The following is a 23,981-nucleotide window of genomic DNA, read 5'->3' on the forward strand; positions in this document are numbered from 1 at the left end:
CGATCCCGCTGCCCGGACCGCCCGGAAACGCGTTCCCATTAAATATGAAGATCACTTACCACTTTGGAGGCCGTCGTGCTCTCAGAGCAGTCCGTACCCGTCGTCCGCGCCACTCTGCCCGCCGTCGGAGCGGCACTCGGCGAGATCACCGACCGCTTCTACGCACGGCTGTTCTCGGCCCACCCCGAGCTGCTGCGCGATCTCTTCAACCGTGGCAACCAGGCCGACGGAACACAGAAGCAGGCCCTCGCCGGCGCGATAGCCGGCTTCGCCGGCATGCTGGTCGACCGCCCCGGCACCCGGCCGGACGCCATGCTCTCCCGGATCGCGCACAAGCACGCCTCCCTCGGCGTCACCTCCGAGCAGTACAAGACCGTCCAGCGGCACCTCTTCGACGCGATCGCCGAGGTCCTGGGCGATGCGGTGACGCCGGCCGTGGCCGCCGCCTGGGACGAGGTCTACTGGCTGATGGCCAATGCGCTGATCGCCCGGGAGGCACAGCTCTACGAGACGGCGGGCGTCGTCGAGGGCGACGTCTGGCGGCCCATGCTGGTGACCGGCCGCCACCGTGAGACCCCCGACGTCGTCTCCTTCACGCTCCGTGCGGCCGACGGCGGGCCGAACGGCCGCTTCCTGCCCGGACAGTACGTCGGCGTGCAGGCCGAACTGCCGGACGGGGCGCGACAGATCCGCCAGTACAGCCTCTCGCGGGGACCCGGTCGCGCGGAGTGGCGGATCAGCGTCAAGAGACTCCGGAGCGGTCCGGGACCGGAGGGCGAGGTGTCCTCCTGGCTGCACGCGAACCTCGGGGCCGGCCAGACGGTCATGGTGTCCGCCCCGTTCGGGGGCCTGACGCTGCCCGAGGGTGACGGCCCGCTGCTGCTCGCCTCCGCCGGCGTCGGCGTCACGCCGATGCTGTCCATGCTGGACGAACTGGCGACCACCGGGTCGGCCCGGCGGGTGATCGTGGCGCACGCCGACCGCTCCCCCGACGATCATGCCCATCGCGACGAACTCGCCCGGCTCGCAGCGGCGTTGCCGCACGGCGAATGCCATCTCTGGTACGAGGATCCGGACGGCTGCGCCCCCGGCGCGAGGGCCGGGCGGACGGATCTGGGCGCACTGGAACTTCCCGAGGGACTGACCGCGTATCTGTGCGGCCCTCTGCCCTACCTCCGGGCGGTCCGCGGTGACCTGCTGCACCACGGCGTACCGGCCGCCGACATCCACTACGAGGTCTTCGGTCCGGACCTCTGGCTGGGGCGGGAATGAACGTCGCAGGTCGTCCCAGGGTGGGTCAGGTGTGAGTTCCGTGCCCACGGGTGTCAGCATGGAGTCATGAGCAATGACGTTTTCTTCGACATCAGCATCGACGACGCGCCCGCCGGGCGGATCGTCTTCACCCTGTTCGACGACGTGGTCCCCAAGACCGCGAGGAACTTCCGCGAGCTCGCCACGGGCGAGCACGGCTACGGCTACGAGGGCTCCGGCTTCCACCGGGTCATCCCCGACTTCATGCTGCAGGGCGGTGACTTCACCGCCGGTAACGGCACGGGGGGCAAGAGCATCTACGGTGAGAAGTTCGCCGACGAGAACTTCCAGCTCAAGCACACCAAGCCGGGCCAGCTGTCCATGGCCAACGCGGGCCCGAACACGAACGGCTCGCAGTTCTTCATCACGACCATCGTCACCGACTGGCTGGACAACAAGCACGTCGTCTTCGGCGAGGTCGTGGAGGGCATGGACGTCGTGAAGCGCATCGAGTCCCTGGGCTCGCGCAGCGGCTCCACCAAGGCGAAGATCACGATCGCCAAGTCGGGCGTCGTCGAGAGCTGACCCCTCCGCGCGGTGCGCCGCGCTGCGTGAGCCGCCCCGGGCAGGCGGGCTGTCAGTCCGCGCCCGGGCCGGCCTGCGCCGGGAGCCCACCCCTCGCGTCCGTGTTCGCCAGAGCGTCATGCACGGCGTACGAGCCGGTCCCCGCCCCCGCGGCCGCGCGCACCCTGGTGCCGCCGTCGACGAGCAGGTCCGTACCGGTGACCCAGTCCGCGTCGTCGGACAGCAGCCAGAGCACCGCGCGCGCCACATCCTCCGGCTCGCCCATCCGGGCCAGCGGCAGGCTCCGCGCGATCCGCTCCTCGGCCCGCTCCCACACGAACCGCGCCATCTCGGTGCGCACCAGCCCGGGTGAGACCGCGTTCACCCGCACGCCGGGTGCCAGCTCACCGGCGAGCTGACGGGTCAGATGCAGCAGGGCCGCCTTGCTCGTGCCGTACGCGCCGACGTTCGGGCCGACGCCGTGCGTCCCCTCCGTGCAGATGTTGACCACCGCGCCGCCGTGCTCACGCATCCAGGCCCGCCAGGCGAGCTGGGTCAGGCGCAGCGGCGCCTCCACGTTCACCGCGAAGGCGTCGCGCCAGACGGCGGGATCGGCGTCCATCAGCGGGCCGAACGGGGCGTTGGTCGCGGCGTTGTTGACGAGCATGTCGAGCCGGCCGAACGCGCGTATCGCGCGCTGCGTGCACGCCACCAGGTGCGCGGGGTCCGCAACTGAGCCGGCGAGACCGACCGCCCGGATCCCCCCGGCCGTGAGCCGGTCGACGGCCGCGGCCACCCCCGCGGGGTCGCGTGCGGTGACGCAGACCATCGCCCCCGCCTCGCCCAGGGCCCGTGCCGTGGCGAGGCCGATCCCACGGGAGGCTCCGGTGACGAGGGCCGCCCGGCCGTCGAATGCGGATGATGACGTCATCCTCGTACGATCTCATGAGGACATGACGGTTCGTCAGGTATTGCCCGGACGGCCGCCACGCGGCATCGCCTCGTCGGACAGCGCCACCGGCCCGGGCACCTCGATTCCGGCCGGCGGGCGCCAGCCGCCCCACTCCTCCCACCAGCGCTCACCTCGCTCGATCAGACCGACCACCTCGGCCGCGGCGGCCCGCACCGACTCCGCCTCGCCGGGCCCGAACCCGCCCGTGCGGGCGCGCTCCTCGAAGTGGTCGACGTCCTTCCAGTCGTAGCGGGAGCCGTCGGCCGCGATCACCAGGTCGAGTTCCTGGTCCAGGGTGTCGAAACCCCTCTCCGTACGGCGCATGGGCTGCTGGAAGTTGACGTACCAGTCGTGCAGTTCGCCGTCCTTCAGCCGGGCCCACACGGAGTACCCGTCGCCGGCACGCTGGAGCTGCAGCACCCCTTCGGACTGCCAGGTGTGGTCGAAGTGGACCCATGGGTGCGGCCCCCAGGTGAAGTCGCCGCCGCCGAAGGTGAGCGGAGTGCCCGGTGCGAGGTAGCCGGCGAGGAGCACCCCGTCGTCGGCGACCACGCGCAGCGGGTACACCATCCACTCGCGCCCGTCGAGGATCTCTCGTCTGACGATGACGTCCATGCTGCGGAAGTGTGGCTCCATGCCGGGCCACCTTAGCCGCCGGCTTCCGCCTCCCCGGTCTCCCCGTCCGCCTGCCCGTCCGCCTGCCCGCGGGCCTCGCGGAGGGTCAGTGCCAGTTCGCCGTCCCTGACGTCCGCCAGGACCGTGTCGCCCGGATTGAGTGTGCCGTCGAGCAGCATGTTCGACAGACGGTTGTCGAGTTCCGTCTGGATGGTGCGGCGCAGCGGCCGGGCTCCGAACTCGGGGTGGTAGCCGCGATTGGCCAGCCATTCCTTGGCGGTCTCGGTGACCTCGAGGCCGATCTTCTGGGCGTGGAGCCTGCGCCTGCTGCGTTCCAGCAGGAGGTCGACGATCTGCACGAGATCCGCTCGGGTGAGGGCGTGGAAGACGATGATCTCGTCGATGCGGTTGAGGAACTCGGGCCGGAAGTGGGCCTGGAGTTCGGCCATCAACTCGTCCCTGATGTCGTCGACCGCGCCGTGGTGGTCCAGGATGCGCTTGGAGGCGATGTTGCTCGTCATGATGACCACGGAGTGGCGGAAGTCGACGGTGCGCCCCTGGGCGTCGGTGAGCCGCCCGTCGTCCAGCACCTGGAGCAGCAGGTTGAAGACGTCGGGGTGGGCCTTCTCGACCTCGTCGAACAGGACGACGCTGTACGGCTTGCGGCGCACGGCCTCCGTGAGCTGCCCGGCCTCCTCGTAGCCGACGTAGCCGGGCGGGGACCCGACGAGCCGGGAGACGGTGTGCTTCTCCTGGAACTCGCTCATGTCGAAGCGGATCATCCGGTCGGCGTTCCCGAAGAGCAGTTCCGCGAGCGCCTTGGCCAGTTCGGTCTTGCCCACGCCGGTGGGACCGAGGAAGAGGAAACTGCCGGTGGGACGGTCGGGGTCGCCCATGCCCGCCCTTCCGCGGCGTACGGCCTGGGCCACCGCCGTGACCGCCTCGTCCTGGCCGATCACGCGGGCGTGGAGGGCCTCTTCGAGCCTGGTGAGCCGTTCCCGCTCGGTCTGGGTGAGCTGGGTGACGGGGATGCCGGTGCGGGCGGAGAGCACGTCGGCGATGTCCTCGGCCGTGACACTGCCGGCCTGCTCACGTTCCTGCCCGGCGGCGGCGAGCTCCTGCTCCGCCTGCCGGACCTGCTCCTTGAGCCGGCCCGCGCGTTCGTAGTCCTCGGTGCTGACGGCTTCGTCCTTCTCCCGGCGCAGCTTGGTGAGACGGTCCTCGAGCTCCGCGGTCCCGGACGGGCCGCCGAGGCCGCGCAGCCCCACCCGGGCTCCGGCCTGGTCCATGAGGTCGATGGCCTTGTCGGGCAGGAAGCGGTCGGTGATGTAGCGGTCGGAGAGGGCGGCCGCGGCGTCCAGGGCCTCGTCCGTGAACCGGACCTGGTGGTGGGCCTCGTAGGAGTCGCGGAGCCCGTTCAGGATCTCGACGGTCTCGTCCACCGTGGGTTCGGGCACCATGACCGGCTGGAAGCGGCGTTCGAGGGCGGCGTCCTTCTCGATGTACCTGCGGTACTCGTCGATGGTGGTGGCACCGACGACGCTGAGGTCCCCGCGGGCGAGCGCCGGTTTGAGGATGTTCCCGGCGTCCATGGCGCCCTCGCCGCCACCGCCCGCGCCGACGACCGTGTGCAGTTCGTCGATGAACAGGATGATGCTCTTGTCGGCCTCGGTGACCTCGTCGATGACCTTCTTCAGGCGTTCCTCGAACTCGCCCCGGTACTTGGACCCGGCGACCAGGCCGGCCAGATCGAGGCCCACCACGCGGCGGTCCCGCAGCGCCTTGGGCACCTCCCCGGCCACGATGCGTTGTGCGAGACCCTCGACGATGGCGGTCTTGCCGACGCCGGGATCGCCGATCAGTACGGGGTTGTTCTTGGTGCGCCGGGAGAGGACCTCCACGGTCTGCTCGATCTCCTCCGCCCGGCCGACGACGGGATCGAGCCGCCCACCCCGGGCCTCCGCGGTGAGGTCACGCCCGTACTCGTCCAGGGTCGGGGTGCCGCTCCGGCCGCCGGCCGCCGCCTCCCGTCCACCGCCCCGGGTGCCTCCCGCGCCGGTCAGCGCGCCGGGCGACGCACCCTCGGACTGCAGTGCGCCCGCGAGACCGGCACGGGGGTCGTCCGTCAGCGCGGCGAGGATGTGCTCCGGGCCGATGTACGAGGCACCGGCCGCCTGGGAGCGCGCGTGGGCGGCGAGCAGGGCGCGTTTCGCACCGGGGGTGAGCGCGGGATCACCGCCACCCGTGCCGGTGGGAAGGGCCGCCTCCAGACTCCCGGCCAGATGGTCGGGATCCACCCCGGCCTGCTCCAGCAGTTGCCGGGAGGCCGGCACCTGTGTGGCGGCCCACAGCAGGTGCACGGTGTCGAGGTCGGCGCCGTCCTCGGCCGCCCGGCCGCCGGCCGCGGCCAGCAGCTCGTGCGAGGAATCGCTGAGGAGGCGGCCTATGGGCACGCGCTGGACGGCGGGCGGGGAGGCCGCCGGGCTCATGCCGAAGAAGCGGTCGAAGAAATCGGAGAACGGGTCGCCGGACCCGAAGGGCGAGGTCGTCACAGGGATCATCCCGTCCGGCGGGCGGCACAACGGACGCGGCAGCCTGCCGTAGTCGATTTGCCCGTACACGTACACGCCCATTGTTCGCCGGGTCGTCGCGGCCTGCGACCGCAGAGCCGCCCGGGCCCTCGGGGCCGGAACCGCGCCCGCCGGCCGGGGGCGGCAGAGCCCTACTCCGCCGCTCTTCGCCGCACCCGGGCCAGTGTGGACTCGCGGACGACCAGCTCCGGCTGGAGCACGATCCGCCGGTGACGGTGTCCGGCCGCCGCCTCCTCGTCGGTCTCCTCGATGAGGAGTTCCGCGGCCGTACGGCCCATCCGGAAAGAGGGCTGGCGGACCGAGGTGAGCGGGACGGCGGCCGCGGAGGCGAACTCGATGTCGTCGTAGCCGACCAGGGCGATGTCCTCCGGGATGCGCACGCCCGCGCCGTAGAGGGTCTGCAGGACGCCGAGGGCGAGCAGGTCGTTGGCGCAGAACACCGCCGTCGGCCGCGGGGACATGCCCAGCAGCCGCGCCCCCGCGTCCCGCCCGGCCGACACGTCCAGCCGCTCCGCCTCGATGTGCCGCAGCCGCTCCTCGGCCGGCAGTCCGGCCTCCGTCAGGGCCTGGAGGGCTCCGGTGCGACGGTCCCGGCACTGGGCCAGGTGCATGGGCCCGCTGATGTAGGCCACGCTGCTGTGGCCGCATTCGACGAGGTGGCGTACGGCGAGCGCGCCTCCGGTCACGTCGTCGACCGACACCGAGCAGGCGTCGGTCCGCGGCACGTCGTGATCGACGAAGACGTGCGGGATGCCGTGCCGCCGGAAGTTCGCCAGATTGACGCCCGTGGCGTCGGCGGGCGTGACGAGGACACCGCGCACCCGCTGCTCGGCGAAGAGCGAGAGATAGTCGGCTTCCTCGCCCGGGCTCTGGGCGCTGTTGCACAGCATCACCCCGAGTCCCGCGGCGCGCGCCGCCCGCTCGGCGCCGGTCGCGACCTCCACGAAGAAGGGGTTCGCCATGTCGAGGACCAGCATCGCGATGATCCGGCTCCGGCCCGCGCGCAGTTGGCGCGCCGTCTCGCTGCGCACGTAGCCGAGCCGCTCGATCACGGCGAGCACCCGCTCGCGGGTCTCCTCGGCGACCATGTCCGGCCGGTTGATCACGTTCGACACCGTGCCGACCGACACCTTGGCCTGTCGCGCCACGTCCTTGATGCCCACCATGCGTGCCACGAGCTCCGACCGTCCGCCTTTCCGCGGTCCGCCGGGGCCGCCGCCTCATGCTACGCAGGAATGCTGCTCGCGGGAGTTGCGAGCCGCACACCACGAGCCGAGGACCACGATTCGCGCACCACGTGCCGCGGGCTACGGACCACCTGCTGCGGACCACGTACTACGTGGCCGTGCGGCCGCCCGCCCGGCTGAGGCTGCTTCCCCTCACGACGAGTTCCGGCTGCAGGACGATCCGCCGGTGCTCGTGGTCCGTGACGTTCTCGTCCGTCTCCTCGATGAGCAGGTCCGCGGCCGTACGGCCCATCCGGAAGGCGGGCTGGCGCACCGACGTGAGGGGCACGGCGGCCGCCGAGGCGAACTCGATGTCGTCGTAGCCGACCAGCGCGATCTCCTCGGGCACGCTCACCCCGGCCCCGTACAGGGCCTGGAGGACCCCGAGGGCGAGCAGGTCGTTGGCGCAGAACACCGCCGTGGGCCGCGGGGACATGCCCAGCAGCCGCGCCCCCGCGTCCCGCCCGGCCGACACGTCCAGCCGCCCGGCCTCGATGTGCCGCAGCCGGTCCTCGGGGACGCCGGCCTCGGTCAGCGCGATCAGTGCTCCCGTACGGCGGTCCTGGCACTGGGCGAGATGCATGGGACCGCTGATGTACGTGACGTCCTGGTGGCCCTGTTCGACGAGATGGCGTACCGCCAGCGTGCCGCCCGTGATGTCGTCCACCGACACGGAACAGCCCTCGGCGCTGGGCAGGACCCGGTCGACGAGGACGAACGGGATGCCATGGCGGCGGAAGTTCTCCAGATTGCGGCCGGTGGTGTCCGCGGGCGTCACCAGCACACCGCGCACCCGCTGTTCGGTGAACAGCCCCAGGTACTCCGCCTCCTCGCCCGGGCTCTGCGCGCTGTTGCACAGCATCACCCCGAGCCCGGCCTCCCGCGCCGCCCGCTCCGCGCCGGACGCCACGTCCACGAAGAAGGGGTTGGCCATGTCGAGGACCAGCAGCGCGATGATCCGGCTGCGGCCGGCCCGCAACTGCCGGGCGGACTCGCTGCGTACATAGCCGAGCCGCTCGATGGTGGAGCGGACGCGGTCCCGGGTCGCCGCCGAGACCGAGTCGGGGCGGTTGATCACGTTCGAGACGGTGCCGACCGAGACCCCGGCCGCCCGGGCCACGTCCTTGATGCCCACCGGGTGGGCCATCGACGGCACCCCGGTGGTGGCCCCGGTGGTGGCGGGGCTGTGTGGGTTCATGGGCGTTCCCTCCCAGTCGCGGTGGAGCACGTCGGTCAGTCCAGGTGGAACACTTCGGTCAGCGGCCTCATCGCCTCGTCCGGCGTGGCGCCGTCCAGTGCCTCGAAGAAGCCGGCCATCTCCGCCTGCCAGCGGGCGTTGACGTCGGTGGCGCCCATGGCGGCCTGCGCGGCCGCGAAGTCCTCGGTCTCCAGATAGCCGACGAGCAGGCCGTCGTCCCGGAGGAAGAGGGAGTAGTTGTGCCAGCCGGCGGCGGAGAGTGCCGCGAGCATCCCGGGCCATACGGCCGCGTGACGCTCGCGGTACTCCTCCAGCCGCTCCTGCCGCACCTTCAGCAGAAAGCAGACGCGCTGCATCGATGAACCTCGGGACCTCAGAAGTCGAAGTCGTCGATGTTGTTCTTGTCGAAGACGGTCGGCGGGCCGAGGATGATCTCGCCGTCCTTGCCGATGGTGTACTCGCCGAGGTCGCCGGCCGTGAACTTCTCGCCCTCCGCGCCGGTGATCTGGCCCGAGACGAGCGCGGCGGCCACGTACGCACCGAGGCGGCCGAGCTTCTTCGGGTCCCACAGCGCGAACTGCTCGACGGTGCCGTCCTTGACGTACGCGCGCATCTGGTTCGGCGTGCCGAGGCCGTTGATGACGACCTTGCCCTTGTAGCTGGAGCCGCTGACGTAGCGGGAAGCGGCGGCGATGCCGACGGTGGTGGGCGAGATGATGCCCTTCAGGTTCGGGTACGCCTTCAGCAGGCCCTGGGTCTCCTGGAAGGACTTCTGGTCGTCGTCGTCACCGTAGGCGACCTTGACCAGCTTCATCTCCTTGTACTCGGGCTTCTTCAGCTCGTCCTTCATGAACTCGATCCAGGTGTTCTGGTTCGTCGCGTTCTGGGTGGCCGAGAGGACCGCGATCTCGCCCTTGTGGCCGAGCTGCTTGGCGATGTTCTGGATCTGGCTGCGGCCGATCTCCTCGGAGCCGGCCTGGTTGATGAAGGCGTCACGGCACTCGGGGGCGGTGTCCGAGTCGTAGGTGACGACCTTGATGTCCTGGGCGAGCGCCTGCTTCAGGGAGCCGCAGACCGAGTTCGGGTCGTTGGCCGCGATCAGGATCGCGTCCTGGCGCTGCTGGACCAGCGTGTTGATGTACGAGACCTGGGACGAGGCCTTGGCGTCGGAGGAGCCGACCTCCTTGCCGGTGGACCCGAGCTCCTTGACGGTGTCGATGCCGGAGCCGTCGAGGATGGTGAAGTACGGGTTGTTGATCTGCTTGGGCAGGAAGGCGATCTTCAGGTTCTTCTTCAGCGGGGCGTCGGGGTCGGCCGTGGCGTTCGCGGCCTTCTCCTTCGTCTCGTTCGCGGCGTCGTTCTTGGTGGTGCCCGAGCAGCCGGCCAGCGTGACGGCCAGGGCGCAGGCCGCCGCGGTGGCGGTGAGGGTGGCACGGCGGCGCGTGCGGGAGTACGCAGACATGGTGACGTCCCTTTCGGAGGGCAGGAGTTGAGGGTGGGGCAGGGAGAACCGAGGGGTGTTATGCGGAGGCCGTCGCGGCGCGCCGGTGGCGGCGCTCGGAGAGGGTGGCGACGATCCGTGGGGTGAGGACGGAGGCGACGAGCAGCAGACCGGTGACGATCACCTGGATCTCGCTGGACACGTCGTTGAGGGTGAGCAGGTTGCCGAGCAGACCGATGAGCAGCACTCCGGCGAGGGCGCCGCCGAGCGTGCCCCTGCCGCCGTCGAAGTCGATGCCACCGAGCAGCACGGAGGCGATGACGACGAGTTCGAGGCCGATCCCGTTGTCGGCGCGGGCACTGCCGTACCGCAGGGTGTAGACGATCCCGGCGAACGAGGCGACGAAGCCGGCGAGGACGAAGAGCACCAGCTTGATGCGCTTGACCCGGATGCCCGCGAACCAGGCCGCGTCCTCCTGGGCGCCGAGCGCGTACAGCGACCGTCCGAAGGCGGTGCAGTGCAGCACCACCGCGGTGATCACGGCCAGGACGCCGAACAGGGCGACGGGGTACGGGATGAAGGTCCCCGGCACGGTCTCGGTGTACGTCGCCCACTGGGAGTACGTCTCGGGGAAGTCGGCGACCGCCTTGTCCCCGAGGACGACCGAGGCGAGGCCCCGGTAGAGGGTGAGCGTGCCGATGGTGACGGCGAGCGAGGGCAGGCCGACACGGGTGACGAGCCAGCCGTTGAGGAGGCCGCCGAGCGCGCCCACGAGCAGGCACAGCGGCACGATCATCTCGAAGGCCCAGCCGGCCTCCCACAGCGCGCCGGCGAGCGCGCTGGACAGACCCAGCATGGAGGCCACGGACAGGTCGACCTGTCCGGCGACGACCAGCAGGGTCATCGGCAGGGCGATGAGGGCGATCTCGGCGGTGTCGTTGAGGGCGGCCGAGAGGTTGACGGTGTCCGCGAAACCCTCCGTGGTACCGGCTCCGGCGAGGAAGACGGCGACCACGAGCACACCGACGACGGTGTCCCAACGCAGGTACTTGGCGAAGGCGGTCATCGCCGGCTCCTCTTCCTCAGCGCGCTGGTGGTGCGCAGGTTCACGATGCGGTCGGTGGTGATGGCCGCGAGCAGCAGCACACCCGTGATGGCCTGCTGCCAGAAGGAGTCCACCTTCAGGACGACGAGAGCGCTGCCGATGGTGGTGAGCAGCAGCGCGCCGAGCGCCGCGCCCCAGACCGTGCCGACGCCGCCGGTGATGGCGACGCCGCCCACGACGACCGCACTGACGACGTTCAGCTCCCAGCCGCCCGCCGCGTCGGCGACGACGGTGCCGAAGCGGGCGAGCCACAGGGCCCCGGCGAAGCCGGCGATCGCGCCGGAGAAGGCGTACGCGGCGAGCACGCGGCGGCGGATGGGGATGCCGGCGAGCCGCGCCGCCTCGGGGCTGGACCCGATCGCGTACAGCTCCCGGCCGCTGCGGTAGCTGCGCAGGTAGTAGGCGGTGCCGGCGAGGACGGCGGCGGAGATCAGCGGCAGGTACGGGATGCCGAGGACGCTCCCGCTGCCGAGGGCGAGCACGTCGTCGGGGACGTCGGCGGCGTTGATCTGCTCACCGTGCGCCCAGGCGTGGTCGATGCCCTGGATGACGTAGAGCATGCCGAGGGTGACGACCAGCGCGGGCACCCGGCCGAAGCTGACCAGGAGTCCGCTGACCAGTCCGCACAGGACGCCGAGTCCGATGCCGAGCAGGACGACGGTGAGCGCGCCGTGGTCGGTGCCCGAGACGAAGGTGCCGCAGGCGAAGGCGGAGAGTCCGACGACGGAGCCGACGGAGAGGTCGATGTTGCGGGTGATGACGACGACGGCCTGGCCGGCGACGAGCAGCACCAGGATCGAGGAGTTGAGCAGCAGGTCCTTGATGCCCTGGTCGTCCAGGAAGGAAGGGTTGGCGGCCCAGGTGGCGAGGATCAGTGCCACGAGTGCGCCGCCGATGCTCAGCTCGCGGGCGCGGAAGACCAGGTCCATGAGCGAACGCGCCGAGCGGTCCGTCTCCGGCGCGGCAGGCGGGGTTTCCAGGGTGGCCGTCACGCCGCTGTCCTTTCGTATGAGCCGCCGCGGGGGCGGGTGCGGGGGCCGGCGGGGAGGTCGCCCGCGGCCGGGCGGGCCCGGCGGGGGCCGGGCGCGCCCGTCATGCCGCCCTCCCGGCACCGCTGCGGCCGGTCGCCGCGGCCATGACCGTCTCCTCGCTCGCCTCGTCGCGCGGGATCTCCGCGACGAGCCGGCCCTCGTGCATCACCAGCACCCGGTCGGCCATGCCGAGGACCTCGGGCAGGTCGGAGGAGACCATCAGCACGGCGAGCCCCTCGGCGGCGAGCGAGGAGAGCAGCCGGTGCACCTCGGCCTTGGTGCCGACGTCGATGCCGCGTGTGGGCTCGTCGACGATGAGCACCGTCGGGTCGGTGGCCAGCCACTTGGCGAGGACCACCTTCTGCTGATTGCCGCCGGAGAGCACGCCGACCGCGTCGCCGAGCGTGTTGTACTTCAGCTGGAGCTTCACGGCCCAGTCGGTGGCCCGGGCCCGCTCCAGAGCGCGGCGGACCAGGCCGCCGCTGCCGAGGCTGCCGAGCCCGGTGAGTCCGATGTTGCGCTCGATGGACGCCTCCATCACGAGCCCGCGCTGGCGCCGGTCCTCCGGTACGAGGGCGACTCCGGCGGCCATCGCGGCGGTCGGTGAACCGGCGCGCAGCGCCGTGCCGTTCACGTGCACCTCGCCCGCGTCGGCGCGGTCCACGCCGAAGACGGCCTGGACGACCTCGGAGCGGCCGGCGCCGACGAGTCCGGCGAGGGCGACGATCTCGCCGCGGCGGACCTCGAACGACACGTCCCGGAAGACGCCTTCGCGGGTGAGCCGGCGTACCGACAGCGCGGTCTCGCCGACGGTGGTGGCCTGCTTGGGGTAGAGCTCGTCCAGGTCGCGGCCGACCATGCGGCGCACGAGGTCGTCCTCGGCGAGTCCTTCGAGTGGTTCGGAGGCGACCCAGCGGCCGTCGCGCAGCGTCGTGACGCGCTGGCAGAGCTGGAAGATCTCCTCCAGCCGGTGCGAGATGAACAGGACGGCGGCGCCGGCGGCGCGCAGCGTCCTGACGACCGAGAACAGCCGGGCGGTCTCGCTGCCGGTGAGCGCCGCGGTGGGCTCGTCCATGATCAGGACACGGGCGTCGAAGGAGAGCGCCTTGGCGATCTCGACGATCTGCTGGTCGGCGATGGACAGCCCGCGGGCGAGCCGGCCGGGGTCGAGGTCGACGCCGAGCCGGGCCATCAGGGTCGCGGTCGCGTCGTGGACGGACCTGCGGTCGATCCGGCCGAGGGAGAGCCGCGGCTGGCGGCCCATGAAGATGTTCTCGGCGATCGAGAGGTCGGGGAAGAGCGTGGGCTCCTGGTAGATGACCGCGATGCCGGCGTCGCGGGCGTCGGCAGGGCCGCGGAAGACGACCGGCTCGCCGTCGAGCAGCACCTGACCGGAGTCGGGGCGGTGCACCCCGGCCAGGGTCTTGATGAGGGTCGACTTGCCCGCGCCGTTCTCGCCCGCGAGCGCATGGACCTCGCCCGGGAGCAGTTGCAGGGAGACGTCCTGCAGGGCCCGTACGGCGCCGAAGGACTTGGACACGTCCGTCAGGGCCAGAACGGGGGCCGGGCCCGTGTCGGGCTGGTTCATGGATGCTCCGTGGAAGGTGCGCCGTGAAGGCGCCGTGAAAGGTTTCAATCGAGTTTCACGGAAGCTAGACGTGCAACACCCGCGGCGTCAATGGGTCAGTTCATGAAATTTTCTCGGCCTACTCGCTCTCTTGACAGTCCTGTTGGGCGGTCATAGCTTCACGTCGATGAAACGATTCACACGTCCGCTCGGCCCCCAGGAGAGCTGATCCATGTCCGGTGTATCCGCCGTGTCCGCCGCCAAGGCGGCTCTCAAGACCCAGGCCATCGAGACCCCGTCGTGGGCGTACGCCAATTCCGGCACGCGCTTCAAGGTGTTCGCGCAGCCCGGAGTGCCGCGAACCCCGCGCGAGAAGCTCGACGACGCCGCGCGCGTCCACGAGCACACCGGCGTGGCCCCGACCGTCGCCCTGCACATCCCGTGGGACGCGGTCGACGGCTCCGATGGATACGCAGAGCTCGCCAAGTACGCCGAGGAGCGCGGCCTCGGGCTCGGCGCGATCAACTCCAACGTCTTCCAGGACGACGACTACAAGCTCGGCTCGGTCACCCACCCCGACCCGGCCGTGCGCCGCAAGGCCCTCGGGCATCTGCTGGAGTGCGTCGACATCATGGACGCGACCGGCTCGCGCGATCTGAAGCTGTGGTTCTCCGACGGCACCAACTACCCGGGTCAGGACGACATCCGGGCCCGCCAGGACCGGCTCGCCGAGGCGCTGGCCGCCGTCTACGAGCGCCTCGGCGACAACCAGCGGATGCTGCTGGAGTACAAGTTCTTCGAGCCGGCGTTCTACGCCACCGACGTCCCGGACTGGGGCACGGCGTACGCGCACTGCCTCAAGCTCGGCCCCAAGGCCCAGGTCGTCGTCGACACCGGCCACCACGCGCCCGGCACCAACATCGAGTTCATCGTCGCGCTGCTGCTGCGCGAGGGGAAGCTCGGCGGCTTCGACTTCAACTCCCGCTTCTACGCGGACGACGACCTGATGGTCGGCGCGGCCGACCCGTTCCAGCTGTTCCGGATCATGTACGAGGTGATCCGGGGCAGCGGCTTCGGGCCGGACGTGGCTTTCATGCTCGACCAGTGCCACAACATCGAGGCGAAGATCCCGGCGATCATCCGCTCGGTGATGAACGTCCAGGAGGCGACGGCGAAGGCCCTCCTCGTCGACGGCGACGCCCTCGCCGCCGCCCAGCGCTCCGGGGACGTCCTCGCGGCCAACGCGGTGCTGATGGACGCCTACAACACGGACGTACGCCCGATGCTCGCCGAGGTCCGCGAGGAAATCGGCATCGACCCGGACCCGATGGCGGCGTACGCCCGCTCCGGCTGGGCCCAGAAGATCGTCGACGAGCGCGTCGGCGGCACCCAGGCGGGCTGGGGGGCGTGACCCCGGCGCCGGACCCGCTACGACCCGACGAGGCATGATCCCGCCCGGAATCGAAGGAAACAGGGAATGACGGACGCAACTCACGAGCGCGTATCCGAGCTGCTCGCCCGCTCGCACGGACTGGGCGCCGACCCCCGGAACACCAACTACGCCGGCGGCAACACGTCGGCCAAGGGCACCGACACCGACCCCGTGACCGGGCAGGACATCGAGCTGATGTGGGTCAAGGGCTCCGGGGGCGACCTCGGGACGCTCACCGCCGGCGGGCTCGCCGCGCTCCGGCTCGACCGGCTGCGCGCGCTCACCGGGGTGTACCCGGGCGTGGACCGCGAGGACGAGATGGTCGCGGCCTTCGACTACTGCCTGCACGGCAAGGGCGGTGCCGCGCCGTCCATCGACACCGCGATGCACGGCCTCGTCGAGGCCGCCCACGTCGACCACCTGCACCCCGACTCGGGCATCGCGCTCGCCTGCGCCGCCGACGGCGAGGCGCTCACCAAGGAGTGCTTCGGCAACCAGGTCGTGTGGGTGCCGTGGCGCCGCCCCGGCTTCCAGCTCGGCCTGGACATCGCGGCCGTCAAGGCGGCCAACCCTGAGGCGATCGGCTGCATCCTCGGCGGGCACGGCATCACCGCCTGGGGCGACACGTCCGAGGAGTGCGAGCGCAACTCGCTGCACATCATCCGCACCGCCGAGGCGTTCCTCGCCGACCGCGGCAAGGCCGAGCCGTTCGGGCCCGTACTCGACGGGTACGGGCCGCTACCGGATGCCGAGCGCAAGGCCCGCGCCGCCGCGCTCGCGCCCGTCGTGCGGGGCCTCGCCTCCACCGACCGACCGCAGGTGGGCCACTTCACCGACGCGGACGTCGTCCTCGACTTCCTGGCGCGCGCCGAGCACCCGCGGCTGGCCGCGCTCGGCACCTCCTGCCCCGACCACTTCCTGCGCACGAAGGTCCGTCCGCTCGTCCTCGACCTGCCGGCCGGTGCCCCGCTGGAGGAGGCGGTCGCCCGCCTGAAGGAGCTGCACGGCGCCTACCGCGAGGACTATCGCGGCTACTACGAGCGGCACGCCGACGCCGACTCGCCCGCGATGCGCGGCGCCGACCCGGCGATCGTGCTCGTGCCGGGCGTCGGCATGTTCAGCTTCGGCAAGGACAAGCAGACCGCGCGCGTCGCGGGCGAGTTCTACGTCAACGCGATCAACGTGATGCGCGGCGCCGAGGCCGTCTCCTCGTACGCACCCATCGAGGAAGCGGAGAAGTTCCGCATCGAGTACTGGGAGCTGGAGGAGGCCAAGCTCCGCCGCATGCCCGCGCCGAAGCCGCTCGCGACCCGGGTCGCGCTCGTGACGGGGGCCGGCTCCGGCATCGGCAGGGCCATCGCTCACCGGCTGGTCGCCGAGGGTGCGTGCGTGGTCGTGGCCGACATGAACGCGGACGGCGCGGCCGCCGTCGCGGAGGAGCTCGGCGGCCCCGACAAGGCGGTCCCGGTGACGGTCGACGTCACCTCCGAGGAGCAGATCGTGGCAGCGTTCGCCGCGGCCTCGCTCGCCTTCGGCGGCGTCGACCTGGTCGTCAACAACGCCGGGATCTCCATCTCCAAGCCGCTCCTGGAGACGACGGCGAAGGACTGGGACCTCCAGCACGACATCATGGCCCGCGGCTCCTTCCTGGTCTCGCGCGACGCGGCCCGGGTGATGACCGCGCAGGGCTTCGGCGGCGACATCGTCTACATCGCTTCCAAGAACGGTGTCTTCGCGGGCCCGAACAACATCGCGTACGGCGCCACCAAGGCCGACCAGGCGCACCAGGTCCGGCTGCTCGCCGCCGAACTGGGCGAGCACGGCATCCGCGTCAACGGCGTCAATCCGGACGGGGTGGTGCGCGGCTCGGGCATCTTCGCGGGCGGCTGGGGCGCGAAGCGGGCGGCGGTGTACGGCGTGGAGGAGGAGAAGCTCGGCGAGTTCTACGCCCAGCGGACCCTGCTCAAGCGGGAGGTCCTCCCGGAGCACGTCGCGGGCGCGGTCTTCGCCCTGACGGGCGGCGACCTGAGCCACACGACCGGCCTCCACGTCCCGGTGGACGCGGGCGTCGCGGCGGCGTTCCTCCGCTGACGCCGCGCGGGCCGCGGCGACGCGAGTCGCCGGCGGCACCCGACGCCCCTTCGCGTTGTGGGCATGCGTTCCGCCCCGCGGAACGCATGCCCACACCCTTATAAGGACTCACGACGTGTCACCATCCACACCCACTCCCCTTCCCTTCGCCGCCGTCGACCTCGGTGCCTCCAGCGGACGCGTCATGGTCGGGCACGTCGGGCCCGGGACGCTCGGCCTCACCGAGGTGCACCGGTTCCCCAACACGCCCGTACGCGTCGGCGGCACGCTGCACTGGGACGTCCTCGCTCTGTACCGCGGGGTGCTCGACGGGCTGCGGGCCGCGGGCCGGGCCACCGGGGGGCGGCTCGCGAGCGTGGGCGTCGACTCGTGGGCCGTGGACTACGGCCTCCTCGACGCCGACGGCGCCCTCATCGGCAACCCCGTGCACTACCGGGACACCCGCACCGAGGCCGTCATCGCGAAGGTCGCCGAGACGCTGCCCCCCTCCGACCTCTACGCGGCCACGGGGCTCCAGTACCTCCCCTTCAACACCGTCTACCAGCTGGTCGCGGCGCAGGGCACCGCCGCGCTCGCCGCCGCCCGGGGCCTTCTCCTCATCCCGGACCTGATCGCGTACTGGCTGACCGGCGAGGCCGGTACCGAGCTCACCAACGCCTCCACCACCCAGCTGATGGACCCGCGCACCCGCGACTGGGCCCGGCCCGTCGCCGACACTCTCGGGATCGACCTCTCGCTCTTCCCGCCGCTGCGCCGGCCCGGCGACCCGGCCGGGGCGCTGCTGCCCGAGGTCCTCACGGAGACGGGCCTGACCGGACCGGTGCCCGTGACCGCCGTCGGGTCGCACGACACCGCGTCCGCCGTGGCGGGCGTGCCCGCGCGTGGGGAGCGCTTCGCGTACATCGCCACCGGCACCTGGTCCCTGGCCGGGCTCGAACTCGACGCGCCCGTCCTCACCGAGGACAGCCGGCGCGCCAACTTCACCAACGAGCTCGGTGTGGACGGCACCGTCCGCTACCTCCGCAACATCATGGGCCTGTGGCTGCTCCAGGAGTGCCTGCGCGACTGGGAGGCGCGGGGGCAGACGGTGGAGCTCGGGGAGCTGCTGCGCCGCGCCGCCTCGTGTGCGCCCCTGCGCTCGGTCGTCGACGCGGGCGATCCCGCATTCATCGCCCCCGGCCGGATGCCGGAGCGGATCGCCGAGGCATGCCGTGGTTCCGGCCAGCCCGTGCCGCGTGACGCGGCCGAGACGACCCGCTGTGTGCTGGACTCGCTCGCCCTGGCCCACCGACGCGCGCTGATGGACGCCCAGCGGCTCTCCGGCCGGGCGGTCGACACCGTGCACATCGTCGGCGGCGGCGCGCACAACGAGCTGCTGTGCCGGCTGACGGCCGACGCCTGCGGACTGCCCGTGGTCGCCGGCCCCGCCGAGGCCGCCGCATTGGGCAACATCCTCGTACAGGCCCGCACGGCAGGCACAGTCATCGGAGGTCTGCGTGAATCGCGGCAGCTCCTGTGTGAGACTCAGGGCCTACGACACCACGTACCCTCGGGAGACATCCGAGCATGGGAGCGGGCCGAGGCCCGTCTCGCCAAGGAGGAACAGCCATGCGGGTAGCGCTCTTCGTCACCTGCGTCAACGACACGCTCTTCCCGCGGACCGGGCGGGCGGTCGTCACCCTGCTGGAGCGCCTCGGCGTCGAGGTGGACTTCCCGCCGGCGCAGACCTGTTGCGGGCAGCCGCAGTTCAACACCGGCTACCGGCACGAGACCGAGCCCCTGGTGCGCCGCTACGCCGCCGCGTTCGACGACTACGAGTACGTCGTCACCCCGTCCGGCTCCTGCGCGGCCATGGTGCGCGACAACTACCCGCGCATCGGCGCCAAGGCGGCCGCCGAGGGCCGGGGCCAGGAGCTCACCGAAGCCGCGGCGAGCGCGGTCCCCAAGACGTACGAGCTGACCGAGTTCCTGGTCGATGTGCTGCAGGTGACGGACGTCGGCGCGTACTACCCGCACACCGTCACCTACCACCCGACGTGCCACGGCCTGCGGATGCTCGGTCTCGGCGACCGGCCGCGGCGGCTGCTGGAGCATGTCAAGGGCCTTGAGCTGCGCGAGCTGCCGGGCGCCGAGGAGTGCTGCGGCTTCGGCGGCACGTTCGCCGTCAAGAACGCCGCCGTGTCGGCGGCGATGGGCGCCGACAAGGCCCGGAGCATCGACTCCACGGGCGCCGAGGCCGTGTGCACGGTCGACAACTCCTGCCAGATGCACATCGGCGGTACGCTCGCCCGGCTCGGCTCGCCGGTGCGTCCGGTCCACATCGCCGAGATCCTGGCCGGCACGGAAGAGGACACCCGATGAGCGGCGGTACGTACCTCGGCATGCCCGCCTTTCCGAAGGCCGCGTCCGAGTCCACGCAGAACCTCACCCTCCGCGGCAATCTGCGCCACGCCACGCACACCATCCGCGACAAGCGCGCCAAGGCCGTCGCCGAACTCGACGACTGGGCGGGGCTGCGCGCCGCCGGTGCGGCGATCAAGAACCGTACGCTGCGCCACCTGGACCACTATCTGGAGCAGGTGGAGGCGGCGGTGACGGCGGCCGGGGGCCAGGTCCACTGGGCGGCCGACGCCGCCGAGGCCAACCGGATCGTCACCGGACTCGTCCGGGCCACCGGAGAGACCGAGGTCGTCAAGGTCAAGTCCATGGCCACCCAGGAGATCGGCCTCAACGACGCCCTCGCCGAGGCCGGCATCACGGCCTGTGAGACCGATCTCGCGGAGCTGATCGTGCAGTTGGGCGACGATCTGCCGTCGCACATCCTGGTCCCGGCGATCCACCGCAACCGCTCCGAGATCCGCGACATCTTCCGCGAGAAGATGGCGGACTGGGGCCGCCCCGCCCCCGACGGTCTGACGGACACACCGCGCGAACTGGCCGAGGCGGCCCGGCTGCATCTGCGGGAGAAGTTCCTGCGCGCGAAGGTCGCGATCTCGGGCGCCAACTTCATGGTCGCCGAGACCGGGACGCTGGTCGTGGTCGAATCCGAGGGCAACGGCCGGATGTGCCTGACCCTGCCCGAGACGCTGATCTCCGTCGTCGGCATCGAGAAGGTGGTGCCGACCTGGCAGGACCTGGAGGTCTTCCTCCAGCTCCTGCCCCGTTCGTCCACGGCCGAGCGGATGAACCCGTACACGAGCATGTGGACGGGTACGACGGACGGCGACGGCCCGCGGACCTTTCATCTGGTCCTCCTCGACAACGGCCGCACCGACACCCTCGCCGACACCGTGGGCCGCCAGGCACTGCGCTGCATCCGCTGCTCGGCCTGCCTCAACGTGTGCCCGGTGTACGAGCGGGCCGGCGGGCACGCGTACGGGTCCGCCTATCCCGGCCCGATCGGCGCGATCCTCACGCCCCAACTGCGCGGCACGGACAGCGAGCTGGACGCCTCGCTGCCCTACGCCTCGACGCTGTGCGGTGCCTGCTACGAGGTGTGCCCGGTCGCCATCGACATCCCCGAAGTGCTGGTGCACCTACGGGAACGGGTCGTCGAGGGCGGCGAGGTGACGCGCAACGGCAGGAAGGTCACCATCCGCCCGGCCAAGGGGCACGCGGCCGAACGGGCCGCGATGCGCGCGGCCCGCTGGACGCTGGACCACCCGGGCGCGCTGCGCAGGCTCCAGCGCCTCGCCTCCCGCACGCGCCGGCTGCATCCCCGGCGTCTGCCGGGTCCCGGCCGGGCCTGGACGGACACGCGGACGGTGCCGGAGGTGCCGGCCGAGTCGTTCCGGGACTGGTGGCAGCGCACGCGCGGTGGCGAAGGGAGCGGCAAGTGAGCAGCAGGGACACGGTCCTCGGCAGGGTGCGGCGCGCCCTGGCGGACGTGCCGCGCGAGGAGCGCCCGGACGACGTGCCGGTCGTCCGCGACTATCTCCAGGTCCACGGGGAGCGCACGCCCGCCCGGACGGCGGACCTGCTCGCCGAGAACCTGGCCGACTACCGGGCGCTCGTGCACCGCTGTTCCCCCGGCGACGTGCCGGGCCTGATCGCCCGGCTGCTGGCCGACCGCGGGGCCCGTACGGTCGTGGTGCCGGAGGGCCTGCCCGCGGAATGGCTCGCGGAGGCGACGGGCGTCGAACTCGTCCCGGACACCCCGGAGTCGACCCCCGCCGAACTCGACGCGAAGGACAGCGTGGTCACCGGCTGCGCGGTGGCCATCGCCGAGACCGGCACGATCGTCCTCGACGGCGGCTCCGCCCAGGGCCGGCGCCGGATCACCCTCGTCCCGGACCACCACATCTGCGTCGTACGCGCCCCCGAACAGGTCGTCGCCTCGGTCCCCCAGGGCCTGTCCCGCCTGGATCCGACGCGCCCCCTGACCTGGATCAGCGGCCCTTCGGCGACGAGCGACATCGAACTGGACCGGGTGGAGGGGGTCCACGGGCCCCGGACACTCGAGGTGATCCTGGTCGAGGGCTGACGCCCCGCTCGCGCGCAGCGCTGGACCAGGGCGCGAGATCCATTACGGCGCTGGCCCGCTCAAGGCCCTCAACCCTGTCTGCATACCCACCCCACGCGACGGCTTGCTCACCGGCCGCCGGGGACATCCGCTGCGTTGATGAGCTCGATCCAAGAACCCTCATCCCGACGAGCTGTCCCGCGACTGAAGCGGTGGAACCTGGCGCTCACCCGGCACGATAGTTCTCGGCGAATCTACCGCCCACCCGAGGAACCGGAACGGCGGGCTGGAGCGAACCAACGGACCGTCGCAGACCATCGAGGTCGGTCTCGCCTCGTGTGGCGGCTGAGCGGTGCGGCTGAATGCACTGGCGTGTGAATGCCGTCGTTCGTGACCGCGAGATGCCTGCCCATCAGGTTGAGGAGCGTGAAAGCGAAAAGCGCATTCGCGCCTGGGCCGCCGTGAGTTGCTCACCGCGGCTCTGCGTTTGCTTGAGGTCATGAGCATACGTACCCCGAGCCCAGGAGCCCTTGATAGTCTGAGAAGATCAACACTCGAGACTCGTCCGGGAGATGTGATGTCGCCAGAGACCCACGAAGATTCACGTTCGTTTTCGCCCGCCACGCAGATAATGGGATACATTCTGGGAGCTGCATGGTTCGCGTTCCTGGCCCTCTCCGACAGCGACCGAGCGACCTGGCTGCGAGCCGTGTACGGCTTCGCATCACTCGTGTTCGCTGCAGGTGTCGGAGCGTCCGTCATCGGCTTGCGTCGCCGCAAGCAGCCCGCTGAGCAGGGGCAGCAGCGGGCCTAAGGCGCCCATGCCGCCTAGCATTCACACGGGCGGCCGTACACGTGCCCCATCGATGTATCTCCGCCTCAGACAGAGGCGGAGATCGGCCTTCAATCCGGCGAATGACGCGGACAGCCAAGACCATGAATCGGTGGCTACAGGAAACTGCGAAGACTTCGGGGGACTCCCACCGAGATCAAAGTTGAGTAAGCAGCAATATAGCCAGAATACCTGTCCATGCTGCGCTCGTCCGTACGATCCGGTGTTGGCCGCAGAGTTGACGCCCCGCTCCACCGCTCATGGAGGGCATGAATTGGATGAAGCTCGCAAGGGCGCCCAAGGTGAGCCCTCCGAACCCAACAGTCCAGAGCACTGACGGCACGTTAAGCCAGCTACCCAGACGCCATCCAAGCCAAAGCGAGACGGCACCGAAGATGACGTGGATGCAAAGAAGAACAAACCACTTCCACCGAACTCTGGGACGACGCCACAGCCTGGCTGCAAGCAATGGGACAGGCGCTCCCGACGTGGCCAGGATCGTGCCGAGAACGGCTGGGATGTCAACTGGTTCGCGACCTGGTGTCGGCAGGCCGAGCAGGCGCTCGCCGATGGCGTCGACAGGCCGGTCCGTGTTGGACAGCAGAACGACTCCTCGCTGCGTGGCACGGTCGAAGCCCATGTAGGACGTGAAACCACCAGTGGCCCCGTTGTGCCAGGTGATCTCGTGGCCTCGGGTGGCACTGGTGAGCCAGCCCATGCCGGTGCGGCTTCCCGGGGACGCGTTGTGTACTGGCACGGCAGCCCTGACACCAGGTGCTGTCTTCTCCATCACTGCGCGGAGGAACAGACCGAGATCGTTCGCCGTAGTCCAGATATCGCCGGCCGGGGTGTAACCGGAGGCGAACCAATGGTCGGTTAGGGCCCCATTTGACTGCTGGCCGTGAGCGGAGTTCCGAGGGAGCGGATCGCCTCTCTCCACGATGCGTGAGTCTCGCATGTTCAAGGGCTTGAGCAGGTAGGCGGAAAGGAGCTGGGAGTAGCTCAGATCAGTGTAGTGAGATACCACGTTACCGGCGAGTGCCGGTCCGAGGTTGGAATAGCGATAGGCGCCGATGCTTCCCGCCGATGCGTCTTCTCCTGCTCTGAGGACATCATCACCTCCCAATCCACGATAGGGGTCTTTCCCGAACAGGAGCATCTTCAGGTTGCGGACTGACATGTCGAGGTCGTCCGGCATCTTGTCCAGTCCTGACCGATGCGTGGCGAGGTCTCGCAAAGTAGATTGCGCGACCACTGGATCGGAGAAGCGACTGTCGGGCAAGTAGCGTTCAAGGGGCGAGTTGAGATCGATGATCTTTTGATCCTCGAGTTCAGCCAAGAGCATCCCGGTCATGGGTTTCCCGATGCTACCGCCTTCGAACACCGTTGACGCGTCCACCGTGCGGCGCGCGGGGTTGCCGGAGTCTCCCAGCCCGGCGAAGGTCAGACGACCCCGGTCGATAAGTACGGCGGAGATGCCCCGGTAGCCACGACCGTCGCCTGCCGCGTGGCGAACTCGTTCCGCCAGAGAGGCGTCGCCTGTCGTCGAGCTCCCCAGTCCGGGGGGCGCGGGAGCCAAGAATGCCCCCGCGCCAACACAGATGACGAGCACCAGCATGATTC

19 protein-coding genes are annotated in these 23,981 nt (G+C 70.7%); 8 read left to right on the forward strand and 11 right to left on the reverse strand.

The features are described 5' to 3' along the window. The first annotated feature begins 75 nt into the window (after positions 1-75). Together OG766_RS02575 and OG766_RS02580 are read left to right on the forward strand one after the other, a co-directional pair. Positions 76-1,272 carry a globin domain-containing protein gene (locus OG766_RS02575; protein WP_328724449.1) on the forward strand — a complete coding sequence of 399 codons (1,197 nt, stop codon included), beginning with the start codon at positions 76-78 and terminating at the stop codon, positions 1,270-1,272. A 66-nt stretch (positions 1,273-1,338) separates the two neighbouring features. Beyond that, positions 1,339-1,836 (forward strand): peptidylprolyl isomerase, encoded by a 498-nt coding sequence (locus tag OG766_RS02580; RefSeq protein ID WP_266376876.1) that lies wholly within the window; start codon positions 1,339-1,341, stop codon positions 1,834-1,836. Between the two features lie 52 nt (positions 1,837-1,888). Here OG766_RS02580 and OG766_RS02585 read toward each other — a convergent pair whose 3' ends face one another. The 10 genes from OG766_RS02585 to OG766_RS02630 form a co-directional block, all read right to left on the reverse strand. Beyond that, a complete protein-coding gene (locus OG766_RS02585) occupies positions 1,889-2,746 on the reverse strand; it encodes an SDR family oxidoreductase (RefSeq protein ID WP_328724450.1) in 858 nt (285 codons plus the stop codon). Between the two features lie 33 nt (positions 2,747-2,779). Further along, positions 2,780-3,403 (reverse strand): DUF402 domain-containing protein, encoded by a 624-nt coding sequence (locus OG766_RS02590; RefSeq protein ID WP_266376872.1) that lies wholly within the window; start codon positions 3,401-3,403, stop codon positions 2,780-2,782. A gap of 11 nt (positions 3,404-3,414) precedes the next feature. Further along, on the reverse strand, positions 3,415-5,943 hold the full coding sequence (locus OG766_RS02595; RefSeq protein ID WP_323137278.1) for an ATP-dependent Clp protease ATP-binding subunit: 2,529 nt from the start codon (positions 5,941-5,943) through the stop codon (positions 3,415-3,417). Positions 5,944-6,104: 161 nt separating this feature from the next. Further along, positions 6,105-7,139: a LacI family DNA-binding transcriptional regulator gene (locus tag OG766_RS02600; protein ID WP_266378342.1), complete on the reverse strand. Its 1,035-nt coding sequence runs from the start codon at positions 7,137-7,139 to the stop codon at positions 6,105-6,107. Between the two features lie 169 nt (positions 7,140-7,308). After that, the gene (locus tag OG766_RS02605; RefSeq protein WP_266378339.1) at positions 7,309-8,346 is read right to left on the reverse strand and encodes a LacI family DNA-binding transcriptional regulator; all 1,038 of its coding nucleotides are present in this window, start codon (positions 8,344-8,346) and stop codon (positions 7,309-7,311) included. A gap of 86 nt (positions 8,347-8,432) precedes the next feature. Continuing rightward, on the reverse strand, positions 8,433-8,753 hold the full coding sequence (locus OG766_RS02610) for an L-rhamnose mutarotase (protein WP_266376870.1): 321 nt from the start codon (positions 8,751-8,753) through the stop codon (positions 8,433-8,435). Positions 8,754-8,770: 17 nt separating this feature from the next. Next, entirely contained in the window at positions 8,771-9,859 is a 1,089-nt protein-coding gene (gene rhaS, locus OG766_RS02615) for a rhamnose ABC transporter substrate-binding protein (RefSeq protein ID WP_266376867.1), read from the reverse strand. 58 nt (positions 9,860-9,917) lie between these two features. Then, the gene (locus OG766_RS02620; RefSeq protein ID WP_266376864.1) at positions 9,918-10,904 is read right to left on the reverse strand and encodes an ABC transporter permease; all 987 of its coding nucleotides are present in this window, start codon (positions 10,902-10,904) and stop codon (positions 9,918-9,920) included. Further along, on the reverse strand, positions 10,901-11,872 hold the full coding sequence (locus OG766_RS02625) for an ABC transporter permease (RefSeq protein ID WP_423247160.1): 972 nt from the start codon (positions 11,870-11,872) through the stop codon (positions 10,901-10,903). Before OG766_RS02625 ends, OG766_RS02620 begins: the two co-directional genes overlap by 4 nt. A 163-nt stretch (positions 11,873-12,035) precedes the next feature. Next, positions 12,036-13,562 carry a sugar ABC transporter ATP-binding protein gene (locus OG766_RS02630; protein ID WP_328724451.1) on the reverse strand — a complete coding sequence of 509 codons (1,527 nt, stop codon included), beginning with the start codon at positions 13,560-13,562 and terminating at the stop codon, positions 12,036-12,038. A 211-nt stretch (positions 13,563-13,773) separates the two neighbouring features. Between OG766_RS02630 and rhaI the strand changes: the two genes are divergently transcribed. The 6 genes from rhaI to OG766_RS02660 all read left to right on the forward strand — a co-directional run bounded on the left by rhaI (position 13,774) and on the right by OG766_RS02660 (position 21,547). Further along, a complete protein-coding gene (gene rhaI / locus OG766_RS02635; protein WP_266376856.1) occupies positions 13,774-14,952 on the forward strand; it encodes an L-rhamnose isomerase in 1,179 nt (392 codons plus the stop codon). 66 nt (positions 14,953-15,018) lie between these two features. Further along, positions 15,019-17,064 (forward strand): bifunctional aldolase/short-chain dehydrogenase, encoded by a 2,046-nt coding sequence (locus tag OG766_RS02640; protein ID WP_328724452.1) that lies wholly within the window; start codon positions 15,019-15,021, stop codon positions 17,062-17,064. Positions 17,065-17,179: 115 nt separating this feature from the next. Further along, entirely contained in the window at positions 17,180-18,682 is a 1,503-nt protein-coding gene (locus OG766_RS02645) for a rhamnulokinase (protein ID WP_266376850.1), read from the forward strand. Then, positions 18,673-19,425 (forward strand): (Fe-S)-binding protein, encoded by a 753-nt coding sequence (locus tag OG766_RS02650; protein WP_328724453.1) that lies wholly within the window; start codon positions 18,673-18,675, stop codon positions 19,423-19,425. Before OG766_RS02645 ends, OG766_RS02650 begins: the two co-directional genes overlap by 10 nt. Continuing rightward, the gene (locus OG766_RS02655) at positions 19,422-20,903 is read left to right on the forward strand and encodes a lactate utilization protein B (protein WP_266376844.1); all 1,482 of its coding nucleotides are present in this window, start codon (positions 19,422-19,424) and stop codon (positions 20,901-20,903) included. Before OG766_RS02650 ends, OG766_RS02655 begins: the two co-directional genes overlap by 4 nt. Continuing rightward, positions 20,900-21,547 carry a LutC/YkgG family protein gene (locus OG766_RS02660; RefSeq protein WP_328724454.1) on the forward strand — a complete coding sequence of 216 codons (648 nt, stop codon included), beginning with the start codon at positions 20,900-20,902 and terminating at the stop codon, positions 21,545-21,547. Before OG766_RS02655 ends, OG766_RS02660 begins: the two co-directional genes overlap by 4 nt. 968 nt (positions 21,548-22,515) lie before the next feature. Here OG766_RS02660 and OG766_RS02665 read toward each other — a convergent pair. Further along, positions 22,516-23,976, reverse strand: coding sequence for a serine hydrolase domain-containing protein (locus OG766_RS02665; protein ID WP_328724455.1), 1,461 nt, complete (start codon positions 23,974-23,976; stop codon positions 22,516-22,518). Positions 23,977-23,981: the final 5 nt, after the last annotated feature.

The organism is Streptomyces sp. NBC_00259, assembly GCF_036181745.1.
Classification (GTDB): domain Bacteria; phylum Actinomycetota; class Actinomycetes; order Streptomycetales; family Streptomycetaceae; genus Streptomyces; species Streptomyces pratisoli.

Coding starts and splice junctions, on each gene's coding strand:
- OG766_RS02625 (WP_423247160.1), bottom strand. CDS start 11,872: ATGGACCTGGTCTTCCGCGCCCGCGAGCTGAGCATCGGCGGCGCACTC.
- OG766_RS02590 (WP_266376872.1), bottom strand. CDS start 3,403: ATGGAGCCACACTTCCGCAGCATGGACGTCATCGTCAGACGAGAGATC.
- OG766_RS02605 (WP_266378339.1), bottom strand. CDS start 8,346: ATGGCCCACCCGGTGGGCATCAAGGACGTGGCCCGGGCGGCCGGGGTC.
- OG766_RS02580 (WP_266376876.1), top strand. CDS start 1,339: ATGAGCAATGACGTTTTCTTCGACATCAGCATCGACGACGCGCCCGCC.
- OG766_RS02595 (WP_323137278.1), bottom strand. CDS start 5,943: ATGATCCCTGTGACGACCTCGCCCTTCGGGTCCGGCGACCCGTTCTCC.
- OG766_RS02585 (WP_328724450.1), bottom strand. CDS start 2,746: ATGACGTCATCATCCGCATTCGACGGCCGGGCGGCCCTCGTCACCGGA.
- OG766_RS02600 (WP_266378342.1), bottom strand. CDS start 7,139: ATGGTGGGCATCAAGGACGTGGCGCGACAGGCCAAGGTGTCGGTCGGC.
- rhaI (WP_266376856.1), top strand. CDS start 13,774: ATGTCCGGTGTATCCGCCGTGTCCGCCGCCAAGGCGGCTCTCAAGACC.
- OG766_RS02620 (WP_266376864.1), bottom strand. CDS start 10,904: ATGACCGCCTTCGCCAAGTACCTGCGTTGGGACACCGTCGTCGGTGTG.
- OG766_RS02665 (WP_328724455.1), bottom strand. CDS start 23,976: ATGCTGGTGCTCGTCATCTGTGTTGGCGCGGGGGCATTCTTGGCTCCC.
- OG766_RS02655 (WP_266376844.1), top strand. CDS start 19,422: ATGAGCGGCGGTACGTACCTCGGCATGCCCGCCTTTCCGAAGGCCGCG.
- rhaS (WP_266376867.1), bottom strand. CDS start 9,859: ATGTCTGCGTACTCCCGCACGCGCCGCCGTGCCACCCTCACCGCCACC.
- OG766_RS02640 (WP_328724452.1), top strand. CDS start 15,019: ATGACGGACGCAACTCACGAGCGCGTATCCGAGCTGCTCGCCCGCTCG.
- OG766_RS02650 (WP_328724453.1), top strand. CDS start 18,673: ATGCGGGTAGCGCTCTTCGTCACCTGCGTCAACGACACGCTCTTCCCG.
- OG766_RS02610 (WP_266376870.1), bottom strand. CDS start 8,753: ATGCAGCGCGTCTGCTTTCTGCTGAAGGTGCGGCAGGAGCGGCTGGAG.
- OG766_RS02630 (WP_328724451.1), bottom strand. CDS start 13,562: ATGAACCAGCCCGACACGGGCCCGGCCCCCGTTCTGGCCCTGACGGAC.